Origin of the sequence: Bacillus sp. AY2-1 (assembly GCF_008368965.1) — a bacterium.
Lineage (GTDB): Bacteria > Bacillota > Bacilli > Bacillales > Bacillaceae_G > Bacillus_A > Bacillus_A thuringiensis_S.
The window spans coordinates 1-13,371 of the sequence record NZ_QPEL01000066.1 but is presented as its reverse complement, the minus strand read 5'-3'; the positions used below and the strand labels follow the sequence as shown (position 1 = coordinate 13,371).

The following is a 13,371-nucleotide window of genomic DNA, read 5'->3' as shown; positions in this document are numbered from 1 at the left end:
TGCTTTTTTATTGGTACATTTAATATTAATCAACATTAAAACTGCTCATAGTTTTTCTTTCTAAATCAGTGGGATCAAATAATCGTTTGCATTTCTCATACCCTTCTACTACATCTTCTTTAAACTCTTTCAAATTACGTAGTTTGTTTTCATAGTCCTCTTGGTTCTTGGTTTCAACAATTGTAAAGCCGCCTTCGATAAGTGGAATTAGTGCGTTAATTTGGTTGTATAAATCATTAGCTCTTTCCATACCTTCCCATAAATCTGAACGATCCATTTCGCCACAATCGCCTTTGAAAGTATAATCTGAAAGATAGAGTTTATTAATGAATTGCTTGTGTTCTTTTTGGATCTTATCATATGGTTCTAAGAATTTTTTAAATCCATTTAAGTTTATACCGGCCATATATAAAACAACTCCTACCTTGAATAATTTGATATGTATATATAAAATAAATATTACTACAAAACCTTTGGATAATCACGGGTTAATTACTATTTTATTCCTGTATTTAATGGGATGAGAGTATGGGGTATCTTTAGTTAGAATTATAAGGAGGTGATAAAATGAGAGAACAAGGAGGGAATGAGGCAGAAAATCTTACCATATGTATAGGACTATCTATTGTTTTGTTAGGCCTTTTTTATTTAATACGTGTCACTATTATTCCTTCAAGTTTGGTAATAGGTGTTTCATTTGCAGGGTTTTGCTTAACTTCGGTAGATTTTTTTGATGAAATGTATTATTACGAGAAAAAGAAAAATTTGAAATCATCTATAATTAATGGATTACTTTATCTGTTTGCAGCTATGGGTATTATCGTAATGCCTAATTTGAAAATGGATATAATATCCAATAAAGATGCGCTTGATACTCTAAGTACAGGTGTAAGTGTTGCGACTTTGGGATACGTTTTTATGATAACTGGATTTAGAAATAAACGTATTTCTCAAGAACAACAAATTCAACATAAAAAATACGTTCAGCGGGTAGAAGAGCTGGAAAGGCAAATTCAACTACTTAAAGAAAATGAAAATAAAAAAGTAGGTGCTTAAACAGACGTTAGTTTTGTTATTTTGAAATTTTTTTGTAATATGATTTTGTTTGTATAAAATGTTTGTTGTAGAGGAGTGGATTGTACTAATGGGCGGTCAAATAACAGAAATAGGTGCTGGAAATAAAGTTATGGAAATTGATCCTCCTAAAATTGTAAACGAGGAAAAATACGAAAAAGATTTATCTTCTAAACAAAGCGCAAATACATTATTTAATTTTACTGGGAGGTTTGAGTGGTTAACAGAAAACTTAAGAAGGAAAGCTTTTTCGCCAAGATACAATGAGGAGAGTATAGAAGTATTTGGTTTAGGAGACGAAAAAAAAATTTGTTTTCCTATGACTTGCTTTTGTGATATACATTTAAAGCGGCTTACACCTCATATGACAAAATACGGGGAATTTGGTATAGGGTTAAAAAAAGAATGGGGAATAAATGCTGGTGTTCAACCTATTCAATATATAAATGTTCATTCACCATTACATAAAGAGTTTGCTGAGTTGTTTACGAAAACGTTGAGAAGCGGTGATGAAGACAACGATTTGTTGATAGAACATCAAAATTTTCTTTTAACCAAGTTACTTTATATAAAACCTTTGGAAGGCATGATGAGAATATCTAATGCAGAAGATGATTACGCTACACGTAATTTTCATGATGAACGCGAATGGCGATATATTCCAGAAATGAATGGTCGAGGAAATTTACCGTTGGTATTACCTAAAGATCATATGTCTCCAGAAGCATACCTAAACTATTCAATCGCTTTAGGTCGTATACGAGAATTTTGGTTGGAATATAAGTATGAAGATATTAAACATTTGATAGTTAAAAACGAAAACTATAGAGAGCAGTTAATTCATTTTATAACAAATGAATTAGATATTAATGATTATGAAAAAATGTTGCTAGTTTCAAAGATAATTGTTTGGGATGATATTAATAAGGATTGGTGATAATATGTTTTCTAATTTTAAACAGGCATTTAAGAGGGATGAAAGTACAATTCCTAACATACCTCAGGAGGTTTTAGATGTATTGAGTGAAGAACTAGGTGGTGGTTTGAAATATGTTCCAATAGATGCAAGGCACGTTAAAGTAGTTGCAGAAGAGGGGAGTGATATAAAATTCACACTTTCGAATATTAAAATAAAATTACCCGATGGTCTGCAGCTTAGTTCTCCAGAAGAATTACAAGAATTTTTATACCGTACGCAACAAATTGTAGAAACCGATGGGATAAGTGTGATAATAAATGGGGAACGAAAACCTATTGCTGAACTAGTTAAGGATCCATTTAGACCAAAAAGATATTTAGACGGCAAAACAAAATTTGAATTAGTACCAGAGCCATTCCCGGAACCGAAGCCATTAGAAGTAGCTTATGATGAGGGAGGGATATTCAAAGTTTTTCATGTACAGAGACAACCTTTAGCAGACATGAAAAAAAGTTTATTTAAAACTGTAGATAATGGTTCGCTTGAAATTACTTTTATATTTAATGAAGAAACAGGATCTTTAACATTTAATGTGAATACAATTCTGTCAAAAGCAGAAAATATTGAAGAAATTATAGAAACATTAAAATTATATATTGGATTTATAAACGGGAAAATCAAATTAGGTGGTACGATTCAAACACCTCTTATGAACGGAAATGAGGGAGAGTCAATTAATGGTGCTTTACATTATTGGGAAAAAGTATTAGCTATAAGTAAAAAGTTAAATGTAAAATTTAATCCACATGAAGAAATTGATGAAAATGGTATGCTTTACATTGAGAAATTGTATAAATCTCTGATTGAAGGCGCGCCTTATAAAATCTCTGTAAATGTTGAGGATTTTACAACTACGACAAGTGAACCTTTAGATACGAGTGAATACTTAGAAAAAGATGGTATGGCGTTCCAGTATGCGCAAGAAGAAAGTGTGAAGCTATATGGAGCAACATTAACTATATTTAGTGCAGTTGCATTGCTTAATTGTAGAGTTACGGAAATTGAATCGGTGGAGAAAAATAAATATAAATTTAAAATAGAACCTGCTTATGGAGAAAATATTGAGCAAGCTGCACAGCATTTTATAAGTAGACAAGAATTGGATGATTTATTTACACCACCAGAAAATGCATTAAAGGTATTGTCAAAAGCTAAAGATCTTTATGAAAACAAGCCTTCTAATTAGAAGGCTTGTTTTCATTCTGCCACTCTACTAAAGTACGTTTCTTACAACTTCCACAATCAAAATAACCATTTCCTTTTGTAATTCTTTGTTTGTGATTACAGTTAGGGCACTGAATTTCTTGTTTTTTAAAAGCTGCATATATAAAACCTAATGAAAAAAGAAACAGTGGAACAGCGAAAAATAACCCGACTATTGTGATACCTAAAATAACAGAAAAAATGATACCAAAAATGCCGAAAACCAATGAAGTTTTACGGCCAAATTTTTCTTTTCCGGAGCTCTTTTTTTGATCCACTTCAATGATAAACGTATTACCGTCTGCCGTTGTTTTTGTCTCCATATTTCTCCTCCTTTATTACATTTAAATAAGTATATCAGAGTATTCAGAAATGTATCTACAAATAAAAACAGTACATTTATTTTATGTACTGTACAACGTCCTCAATACGGTAGGTTTTATCGACACCGTTTTCTTCAGCTAATTGGTTTAAAGCGTCCAGGATTGACTTTAATGTATCAAAACGTACAAGACCAACCTCACCATTAACTAGATTACTAATAGTTGCTGGACGAACTTTTGATTCCACTGCTAATTTGTTTTTGGTAATCCCGATTTCCTCCATCGTTTCTCCTAAAGTGAATACCATAGAACTCATGGTAATACCTCCGTTCATTCCGATCATTTATTACTTTACATTTTACACAATTTACATATCAAAGTAAAACTTTTTTAGGGATACCATTGACGTATGACTCCTAGAGTTATATATTAGTACTAACAAAGTTTTACTTCTGGAGTCATACTTTTATATAAATATGAAAGGTGGAACAGTATAGATGCAAAGAATAAGCGATTACTTCGGTTTAGAAACAAAATCTGATTGTATTTGGTTTTATGGTTTTTATACTGTAGCTTCGGTTTTATTCCTTATCAATATGCTTATAGCTCATGTGCTATAAGCTCTTTCTTTAACTAAATATCGGACAACCTCCAGCCTCGTGACTATCCTTATTCGAAAAAATAGATATGCACGAGGTCTAGTTTCCCATTGTCTTTTTTAGGTAACTAAGAGGAGGATCCACACGAGGAATGACCTAACACTCGTTAAACTTGAACAGGTTAGCTAAGCCAACGTCAGAAAGTTAAGCGTCCTAACGAATAACGTTTCCTTGTTTGCGTTGTTAGGAGTCTAGGCGAGTACGGCCATTAACGGTACGGCGGTTGCTTGGCGTGCTACGGCACGGGTAGCAGCTGATAATGAAAGAATTATAGGTTGCGAGTAATGAAGGATACGCCAGTAGTGCATTTCCTTTCCTGATTCTTTCTGCAGATAGGACAAGCTTTATCTGTAAAAAGTCAGCTGTGTAAGAAATTACAGCGTTTAAACAGGGTGTTACTATACGGATTCCTTAACCCGATAGACCATGATTGACAGAACGTCTACTTTACGACGCTTTTTATTTTTGAAGCGTTGTAAGGTAGTCATTCTCTGCCCTAGCCGTTGTCCTGTACCCTCATCCCATGATTGTATGCCGAACACAAAAGTCAAGTGTAAAAAGAAAAATAAAGATAAAAACTTATTAAGGCTGGAGGGGGGAGGAATTACTCCTCGATGGTCCAGATCTCCTCAATTGGTTTACCGAGTTCCTTACAGATTAAATAGGCTGTATCGAATCTAGGTTTAGTACGATTACGAACAATTGCACTAAGGGTAGAGTCGTCAACTCCGATACGTTTTGCAAAATCACTCTGTTTAATATCAAGCTCTGCAAAGATTACCTTGAGTCTACATTTAAACTTCATATACGCTCACCTCAAGAATTTACTTTCTATATACAGAAATAAATTCCTTTATAAAAAGTACAAGCTAGAAAGAAAAAAATTGGTGTGGACGTGCAAAAATAATTCTCCAGGTCATATACCTATATCAAGACCACGAGGAATACCAAGTGGAACTAAGGACATCAAGAGGGGAAAGGTGAGGAACGATGAGACCTGGGTATAAGTATTTAAACCGTATGCAGCTGTATCCATCCCAAACTTTTTACAACATGTACACAGAGGTGGACGACAAAAATGAAGTACGCTGTGTGTACGATCACATTGCAAATCACAATATGTTACAACACCCAAACTACACTGATATCGTTGACTTATTAGGAGAAGAAGAGCCTTATGGTCCGTATAACGAAATAGGGATTCAGAAAAGGATTGATGCGTACTTAGAGGACTGTAAACAGTGGAGGGATGAACGATGAGGTGGCAATATGATTATTTGAACGACACGCCATATCTGTATCCTTCTAAAGAGCTAAGAAGCATGTATAAAGAGTCCAGGGGTAAAGGTGAAGTAAACTCTATTCTAAAACATATGGAAAGACACGAAGTATCTAACAACAAAGAGTACCGCGGTTACTACAGCTTATCTAACGATATTATGGAGGATCTATACGGGGAAGAGGAAGAAATTATTGAATGGGATGAAATGGTTAATCAGTATCAACCGATTCTCACGTCAAAAGGATTACAACTAAAAAGAAAGAGGGAATCGATATGACACTTGCTGGGGAAGTTGTAGTAATTTGGACAGCGACAGGATTGTCTGTAGTGGCGCTAAAGGTAGCTGAGAAAATGGGGATGAGTGTTCCACATTGGCTTCCACGTATGACGACGTATACAACTCTTACCGGCTCGTTTTTGTATCTTCTACGTTATGTGCTAATGGTGTTTCTTTGAAGGAATGGAACCTGGAATCATGGGACACTTTGTTATATAAGAAAAACAACTTGTATGTAAACCTTCCAGTAAAGAGCAACTATATCCTTTAAGGATATATAAGGAGTGAACCCCTATGCTTGAATTGTTATTAATACCTGCAGTTTCGCTCGGGTACGCTTTACTAAATGATAGTTTAAAAGGTAAAGAGGATGATAGAAAGAAAATACAAGTATTCTTTGAAGTAAGTGGGATTGCAATTAGGAAGGATGAAAAATTACATTATCCGGTTTTTCTCGAAAGAAAAGAAGATGATCGTAGTACGACTTATGTATATAAACTTCCGTTAGGGATGCCATCTAAATTAATACAAAAGGTTGAGGATGTTGTAAGTGAAGGATTAAATAAGCCTGTACGTATTAAATACGATAACTACAAGATAATGATTCGGGTATTCAGTAAACGTATCCCACAAAAGTGGTGTTGGAATGAAGGGCTAGTAAAAAAAGGTGAATGGCAAGTACCGATGGGGCAAAGCCTCGAGAAGTTAATTTATCATGACTTTGATAAAACTCCTCATATGGTACTAGGTGGTCTTACACGAATGGGGAAAACAGTATTTATGAAAGTACTACTTACTACTTTGATTGAGGCGAATCCTGAAAATGCTCACGTATATTTAATTGATTTAAAGGAAAAGGGATTGGAATTTAGCGAGTTCAGCGGCTTAAAACAGGTGGAAGAAGTGGCTGATTCTGTAGAAAAAGCACATCATGTACTAAAACAAATAATGAAAAAAATCGAAGAGCGTGGAAAATTCATGAAGGAAAATGGTTACAAAAATATTGTTGAAACAAAAGAAAAAGATCGGTATTTCGTTATTGTTGATGAGGGTGCCGTACTTGCTCCGGCCAAAGGATTACCACGTCCAGTTAATAAAATTCGTGAAGAGTGTCAATATATGCTTAGTTATATAGCGACTGTATCAGGTGGATTAGGATTTCGTTTGATTTTGGCTACACAGTATCCTACAGTCACATCAATTCCATCAGTAGTAAAGCAGATGTCTGATGCGAAGTTAGGATTTCGGCTACCGACATATAAGGCATCTGAGGTTGTACTTGATGAATCGGGACTAGAAACATTGCCGTCCTTACCTGGTAGGGCTATTTATAAAACGGATCGACTAACTGAGCTGCAGGTACCGTTTATTAGCGATGAAATGATGTGGAAACATCTAAAACAATACGAGGTGAAAAAAGATGAACATCCAGACACATATCAAAATAAACCGTCAGATGACGATTCTGACCTCGATTAGAAAGCTGAAATTCGCAACACGTAGGCATCTAATGGCGGTGCACGATCTGGGAGGGATTCGCAACGCAAATCGTATTTTAAAAGATCTCAGTCCATATGTAAATAACACCGTGCACCAAAAAGAGTACGTGTATTACTTAAATAAAAAAGGTCGTGAACTGTTCGACGATACAGAAAAGATTGTACCAAATAGTCGATTAGCTCACAGCCTTATGAGAAATGAAGCGTGGCTCTATCTGTTTTGTCCCGACGACTGGCAGATAGAAACACCTATACGTTATAAAGTAAATGATAAAAAGAAGACAATTATTCCTGATGTGAAGTATAGGGATGAAGAAGGAATATTAAACGCCGTGGAAATAGATCGGACTCAGATGATGAATGTGAATGCGGAAAAGATGAGTCGTTACAGGGAATTTTCATTATATTATAAAAATAAATATAGTGGGAAAATACCTTTGATACATTTCTTTACAGTGACAGAATATAGACAAAAAAAGCTAGAGCAACTTGCTGCTAAATATGATGTGTATGCAAAGGTGTATGTGGTTTCAGGTATTTCGTACTGAAAAAATATTGGGTACATGTGAACATAATGGATTGTAATTATCGACTATGGCATAACAGTGGAAGTGGTACAGCTTTCCGAAGTGAATAATAATAATAAACGTTGGAGGTGAAGAAGTAATATTGTCAATATTAAGGGGGGATAGCAGTGAAAAGATTATTAGGTTAATGGGCTTACAGCCTGAAAAAATAAAGAAAGTTGCAGTAGCTTTTTCAGAATAAATTAGTTTAAAAAAAGACTTGCTATTAAATATTTGCTATTATTTGTATATAGAATTTAAGGAGTGGATACTTTGGAGAATGATAATTTAATAGCGGAAAAAACTAATATATATCGTGAGTTAGAAGATGTTGTTTCGGCTTTGAAAAAGGCTAAAGAAGATAATATAAATGTAAACTTATTAATTGGAGCTGGATGTTCTGTAACAGCAAATATTCCTGCAGCACAAGGTATGGTTGATGCTATAAAAAAAGAATTCCCTGGGGAATTCAAACGTGCAGAAGAAAAAAACTATCCTAATTGCATGTCTAAACTTACACCTTCCGAACGTAGAAATTTAATCTCCCGAATTGTAAAAGATGCAAAGATTAACTGGACACATATAGCTATTGCGCAACTATTGAAACATGGATATATAAATCGTATTTTAACACTTAATTTTGATAATTTGGTTCAACGTGCTTGTTCCTTAGTCAATGAGTTTCCAGCTATCTATGATATGACTACTTCTTCCGAATTTAGAACAGATTTACTATTTGATAAATCTGTAATTCATTTACATGGACAGCATACAGGGTTTATTTTATGTAATACAGGAGAAGAAGTAGAGGCACAATCTAAAGTCTTACAGCCTATTTTTGATCAACTTGATCAGAAGAGTTTATGGATTGTTATTGGATATAGTGGTAATAACGATCCTATTTTTAGGTTGTTAGCAAAAAAGAAAATTTTTGAGCATCGTCTCTTCTGGATTGGCTATGAAAATAATCCTCCTTCTACAATGTTAAAATCAGATCTTCTCTCTGATGACAAATATGCATTCTTTGTAGAAGGATATAATTCTGATGATTTTTTTGTACTTGTTTCTCAACAATTAGGGTGTTTCCCACCAACTTTTATTGGAAAACCGTTTACACATTTGTCTGAAACACTTGATACACTAGCTAGATACAGGATCCCATCAGTTAATCATAAATCGGTTAGATATGGAAATGCTGATGATAATTACGCTATTCATAGCTTAACAAAAAACGTAATCCAAAAAGCCATTAGTAGTATTGAAAATAATAGAGAACTTATGACTCAACATTATACTATGGCTGGACTTTTTGATGAGGTAATAAAATTGGCAGATAAAATTCCGGATAAGGATGACTTGGGATTTGAATATCAAGTAATTAATGCCTTGCGTCAAAAAGATGAGTATCCAGCCGCAATTGAGCGCTTGAATCAGTTAGATAGTATACTTCCTAATACTTACGAAATTAAAGATAGATTAGCATCCGCTTACTTTGTAAACGGATATACAAAAAAAACTACAGATTCTAAGACAATTGATTTAGAAAGTCTAAAATCATCTATGGATATCTCAATGAGTGCATACAATGTATCACCCTCATTAGATAGTATTAAACGTTGGGAGACACGCGTGGGTGTCATGCATGCTTTTTCGTTTACATCTACTCATGATGAAGAATTATGTACATTTTTACGTGAATCAGCAAATGTTTTTATTAAACATTTAAAATCCTTCGCATCAGATAATAGTGATAAATTGATTTCCACAGGCTTATACACGAGTGCAAAAATATATGTAGAAAAACAAGATTTTGAATACGCACAATTTATATTAGAAAGTTTACAAGATATAAATACCTTAGATACAGATTCTCAGGCGAATATAATGGCTACATGGGGATTATGGTATTTTAGAAATATAGATTGTGATTTCGATACAGCTTTAAAAAAAGGGGTACAATATTTTAAAAAAGGAATAAATTTATTAAATAAAAAACCTAATGCCGATTCGAATGGTAACTTGAACATTAAAATTAAACAAAAGTTCCTCTTTGAACATGCTAAATTCCTAGTGCAATATGAACAACCAAAAGAAGAAATAATTTCTATACTAAAAGAATGCATTGAGTTGGGTAAACTTCCTGGCCTGGATGGTGATATACAAAATGAAGCAGCTGTTATATTAGAATCTATGAATGTTCAAAATACAGCTCTATTACAAGTAGCTACTACTAATTCGCCAAACTAACTATAAAAATTTATTAAATAAAAGATAACCACCTGTGAGAACAGATGGCGTGCAATTTGTTGGTGGAATAAACGGAGTTGTACACAAGTACTGGCACCTAATCAAATGAAAATTATAGTCTTAAAATCTTAGAGTCTTATAGTAATACTACCTATATATTATTACTAATAATATACTCTATATATAATATATATTTATAAGTTATATATTTATATTATATATATAAGGTATATTTTTTATAGAGGGGGTTCTTTTTCTTTTTTGTTTTTATTAGATGTTGTTGTGTATTATTTACCCCCTCCTAAATTTTTGAGATTTATATATTTTTATTTTGACGACTGTAGAGAGTCGTCTTTTTACATTGGTAATAGATTGCCATATGACTCCAGGAGTTATATAATGGTGTCATAATCATGATGGATGTGGGAGGATGATATTAGTTGAAATATGCTGTATATGTACGTGTATCCACTGATAAAGATGAGCAAGTTTCGTCGATTCAAAATCAGATTGAAATCTGTAGATACTGGATTGAAAAAAACGGATTCGAGTGGGATGAAAATTCAATTTATAAAGATGAAGCTGTTTCTGGAACAGCATGGCTAGAAAGACGTGCGATGCAGTTGATCTTGGGGAAAGCTCGTAAAAAAGAATTAGATACTGTTGTTTTTAAATCTATTCATCGACTGGGAAGAGATTTGAGGGACGCATTAGAAATCAAGGAGATACTGTTAGGGCATGGTGTCCGATTGGTGACGATTGAAGAAGGGTATGACAGTTATTATGAAGGGAAAAATGATTTGAAGTTTGAGATGTATGCAATGTTTGCATCCCAATTACCTAAGACATTATCTGTTTCTATATCAGCAGCGCTAGCGGCTAAGGTAAGAAGGGGAGAGTACACTGGTGGAACAGTTCCGTATGGTTATAAAATTGTAGATAAGAAATATGTGATTAATCAGGAAGAAGCTGAAATTGTTCGGGAAATGTATGAATTATATGACAATGGACTAGGCTATTTGAGAATTTCTAATGCACTAAATGATGTTGGTAAGTATAAGAGATCTGGGAAATTGTGGACTTATTCGGCTGTGAAGCTAATAATTACGAATCCTATGTATAAAGGTGATTATGTAATGGGGAGGTCTACAGAGGTAAAAGTAGACGGAAGAAAAAAGCGGATTCAAGAGCCTAGAGAAAAGTGGGTAGTATTTGAAAATCATCATCCGGCTATAATTGAACGTCTGTTATGGGATAAAATAAATAACCCCAAAATAAATAAAAAAATAAAGCGGCGTGTAGCAGTAACGAATGAATTAAGAGGAATAGCACGTTGTATTCATTGTGGTTCACCGTTTGTTCTACACACTTACAAATACAAAAACAAAGAAGGTGAAGAGCTTAATTATGGTTATTTAACGTGCGGCACGTATAAGTTGACTGGTGGGCGTGGTTGCGTCAAACACTCCGGACTAAGGTATGAAAGATTGCGTTCTCTTGTGTTGCGAAAATTAAAGGAAAAAGAGAGAGATTTGGAAAAAGTATTTAAATTGAATGATAAAGATAAACATCAAGAAAAGCAGAAGAAATTAAGAAAAGAAAAGAAAGAATTAGAGATAAAAAGAGAGCGTTTATTAGATTTGTATTTAGATGGTGGATCTATCGATAAAGAAACTTTTACCAAACGAGATGCTAACTTTGCGAAAAATATACAAGAAAAAGAGTTAGAAATTTTAAAATCGGATGACGTTAAAGCGTTGATAGTCGAGCAGCAGAAGGTAAAAGATGCATTTAAGTTGCTAGAGGATGCTGAAAATCTATATCCGATTTTTAAGAAATTAATTGCACGAGTAGACATAAGCCAAAATGGGGCTGTAGATATCCGATATAGATTTGAAGAATAGTAGTTTTATTTTTGTCTATATTGGCTGTCCGCATCTGCATGGCGCATAACATATTTATGCGCTACAGCGATTGCTAAAACATCATCTAATAAGCCAATCTCAATAATAGCAGCTATATCTGGAATGAAATCAATTGTTAATACGTAATAAGATAAAGCGGCTAATATTATGAATTTCGCTTTAGTAGGTAATTCTTTCTTTTTCATTGTGTAGAATAAGATAATACTTTCATATACGCTGGATTTACCGAGGTTTACAGAGCTTTTTTTGAACTTTTTCCAAAGTGTCTGTTTCTCCATATAAATACTCCTTTTACAAAAACATAGATTTTTTAAAAGGATAGACAAAGAAGTGAGAGATTAATCAATGTTATTGTTTTTCTTATTATATATTTCCATAAAAATAGGGGATTACCTGTTCAAAATAATATAATGTGGATTATGCCACGATTCACAGTGTTCCGTTACATAGTATATATATTGTAAAATGTATGTGTATGATTTAGTTATTATTATGCATTTTATAAGCGGTATGGGGGAAGAAAAATGAAAATAATAGAACTACCAATTGAATTCGAATTTAACGGGCAAAAACAATGTATTTATCCAAGTTTAATTATATTACATAATGAATTAACGTTAGTCGATACAGGATATCCAAGTTTTTTACCTTTAATTGAAAATGCAATATTAAAACATGGATATGAGATGAAAAACTTAAAGAATATAATTATTACCCATTATGATGACGATCATATAGGGGCTTTATATGATTTTAAAATGAAATATCCAAATATTAATGTTATTGCTAGTGAAATTGAATCTAACTATATTAATGGTGATATAAAATCAGAGAGGTTAGTTCAAGCTGAAGAAATGTTAGAACGTATGCCAAATGAAGAAAAAGAATTTGGCAAATGGTTTATACAACAGTTAAAAAATATAAAACATATTTCCGTCGATGAAAAAGTACATGATGGTCAAATGATTTTGAATAATGAATGTCAAGTAGTGGCAACGCCAGGACATACCTCGGGGCATATTTCATTATATTTTCCGAATTTAGACTGTGTAATTACAGGAGATGCAGCGGTTCAAGAGAATCGAGAATTAGTTATAGCTAATCCGAATTTTTGTTTAGATATAGAAAGGGCGGAACAGTCTTTAAATAGGATTAAAAGTCTTAAAGCAGCACAGTATTATTGCTATCATGGAGGAAAACTTACTTTATAAAATAATGAAAACCGGTCTTTCCTAAATCGAAAAGATCGGTTTTTTAGTTCATATATTTTGCGATTTCAACCAAATCAGTAACATTATATTTCGGTAAAATTGAAATATATATGTAAAGAAGAATAT

General features: G+C 33.4%; 17 protein-coding genes. 12 read left to right on the top strand and 5 right to left on the bottom strand.

The annotated features are described in order from the left end of the window. Positions 1 to 25: 25 nt before the first annotated feature. Entirely contained in the window at positions 26 to 406 is a 381-nt protein-coding gene (locus DN403_RS16135) for a hypothetical protein (RefSeq protein ID WP_149185589.1), read from the bottom strand. A gap of 161 nt (positions 407 to 567) precedes the next feature. Between DN403_RS16135 and DN403_RS16130 the strand changes: the two genes are divergently transcribed. The 3 genes from DN403_RS16130 to DN403_RS16120 all read left to right on the top strand — a co-directional run bounded on the left by DN403_RS16130 (position 568) and on the right by DN403_RS16120 (position 3,239). Further along, on the top strand, positions 568 to 1,056 hold the full coding sequence (locus DN403_RS16130; RefSeq protein WP_149185588.1) for a hypothetical protein: 489 nt from the start codon (positions 568 to 570) through the stop codon (positions 1,054 to 1,056). 88 nt (positions 1,057 to 1,144) lie between these two features. Next, positions 1,145 to 2,011 (top strand): abortive infection system antitoxin AbiGi family protein, encoded by an 867-nt coding sequence (locus DN403_RS16125; RefSeq protein WP_179958934.1) that lies wholly within the window; start codon positions 1,145 to 1,147, stop codon positions 2,009 to 2,011. After that, on the top strand, positions 1,989 to 3,239 hold the full coding sequence (locus tag DN403_RS16120) for an abortive infection system toxin AbiGii family protein (protein ID WP_346655096.1): 1,251 nt from the start codon (positions 1,989 to 1,991) through the stop codon (positions 3,237 to 3,239). Before DN403_RS16125 ends, DN403_RS16120 begins: the two co-directional genes overlap by 23 nt. Here the strand turns inward: DN403_RS16120 and DN403_RS16115 are convergent. Next, positions 3,232 to 3,579: a hypothetical protein gene (locus DN403_RS16115; RefSeq protein WP_149185585.1), complete on the bottom strand. Its 348-nt coding sequence runs from the start codon at positions 3,577 to 3,579 to the stop codon at positions 3,232 to 3,234. The two genes, DN403_RS16120 and DN403_RS16115, sit on opposite strands and share 8 nt — an antisense overlap. Before the next feature lie 76 nt (positions 3,580 to 3,655). Beyond that, a complete protein-coding gene (locus DN403_RS16110; protein ID WP_000097410.1) occupies positions 3,656 to 3,895 on the bottom strand; it encodes a helix-turn-helix domain-containing protein in 240 nt (79 codons plus the stop codon). Between the two features lie 181 nt (positions 3,896 to 4,076). On the opposite strand from DN403_RS16110, the gene DN403_RS16105 reads away from it, so the two are divergent. Continuing rightward, positions 4,077 to 4,199 (top strand): DUF3961 domain-containing protein, encoded by a 123-nt coding sequence (locus DN403_RS16105; protein ID WP_118043470.1) that lies wholly within the window; start codon positions 4,077 to 4,079, stop codon positions 4,197 to 4,199. A gap of 643 nt (positions 4,200 to 4,842) precedes the next feature. Here the strand turns inward: DN403_RS16105 and DN403_RS16100 are convergent. Beyond that, a complete protein-coding gene (locus tag DN403_RS16100) occupies positions 4,843 to 5,043 on the bottom strand; it encodes a helix-turn-helix transcriptional regulator (RefSeq protein WP_000669091.1) in 201 nt (66 codons plus the stop codon). Positions 5,044 to 5,228: 185 nt separating this feature from the next. Between DN403_RS16100 and DN403_RS16095 the strand changes: the two genes are divergently transcribed. The 7 genes from DN403_RS16095 (at position 5,229) to DN403_RS16065 (ending at position 12,013) form a co-directional block, all read left to right on the top strand. Then, on the top strand, positions 5,229 to 5,498 hold the full coding sequence (locus DN403_RS16095; RefSeq protein WP_149185584.1) for a hypothetical protein: 270 nt from the start codon (positions 5,229 to 5,231) through the stop codon (positions 5,496 to 5,498). After that, positions 5,495 to 5,797 (top strand): hypothetical protein, encoded by a 303-nt coding sequence (locus DN403_RS16090; protein WP_098850683.1) that lies wholly within the window; start codon positions 5,495 to 5,497, stop codon positions 5,795 to 5,797. The genes DN403_RS16095 and DN403_RS16090 overlap by 4 nt, the downstream gene beginning before the upstream one ends. After that, a complete protein-coding gene (locus DN403_RS16085) occupies positions 5,794 to 5,976 on the top strand; it encodes a hypothetical protein (RefSeq protein WP_097947386.1) in 183 nt (60 codons plus the stop codon). The genes DN403_RS16090 and DN403_RS16085 overlap by 4 nt, the downstream gene beginning before the upstream one ends. A 115-nt stretch (positions 5,977 to 6,091) precedes the next feature. After that, positions 6,092 to 7,276: an FtsK/SpoIIIE domain-containing protein gene (locus DN403_RS16080; protein WP_149185583.1), complete on the top strand. Its 1,185-nt coding sequence runs from the start codon at positions 6,092 to 6,094 to the stop codon at positions 7,274 to 7,276. Next, positions 7,218 to 7,844: a replication-relaxation family protein gene (locus DN403_RS16075; RefSeq protein ID WP_149185582.1), complete on the top strand. Its 627-nt coding sequence runs from the start codon at positions 7,218 to 7,220 to the stop codon at positions 7,842 to 7,844. The genes DN403_RS16080 and DN403_RS16075 overlap by 59 nt, the downstream gene beginning before the upstream one ends. 291 nt (positions 7,845 to 8,135) lie before the next feature. Continuing rightward, positions 8,136 to 10,109 (top strand): SIR2 family NAD-dependent protein deacylase, encoded by a 1,974-nt coding sequence (locus DN403_RS16070; protein ID WP_255451990.1) that lies wholly within the window; start codon positions 8,136 to 8,138, stop codon positions 10,107 to 10,109. 440 nt (positions 10,110 to 10,549) lie between these two features. Then, positions 10,550 to 12,013 carry a recombinase family protein gene (locus DN403_RS16065; RefSeq protein WP_149185581.1) on the top strand — a complete coding sequence of 488 codons (1,464 nt, stop codon included), beginning with the start codon at positions 10,550 to 10,552 and terminating at the stop codon, positions 12,011 to 12,013. A 5-nt stretch (positions 12,014 to 12,018) separates the two neighbouring features. On the opposite strand, the gene DN403_RS16060 is transcribed toward DN403_RS16065, so the two are convergent. After that, entirely contained in the window at positions 12,019 to 12,312 is a 294-nt protein-coding gene (locus tag DN403_RS16060; protein ID WP_149185580.1) for a YkvA family protein, read from the bottom strand. Positions 12,313 to 12,558: 246 nt separating this feature from the next. Here DN403_RS16060 and DN403_RS16055 point away from each other — a divergent pair, with 246 nt between their 5' ends. Continuing rightward, a complete protein-coding gene (locus tag DN403_RS16055; protein WP_016098505.1) occupies positions 12,559 to 13,245 on the top strand; it encodes an MBL fold metallo-hydrolase in 687 nt (228 codons plus the stop codon). Positions 13,246 to 13,371: the final 126 nt, after the last annotated feature.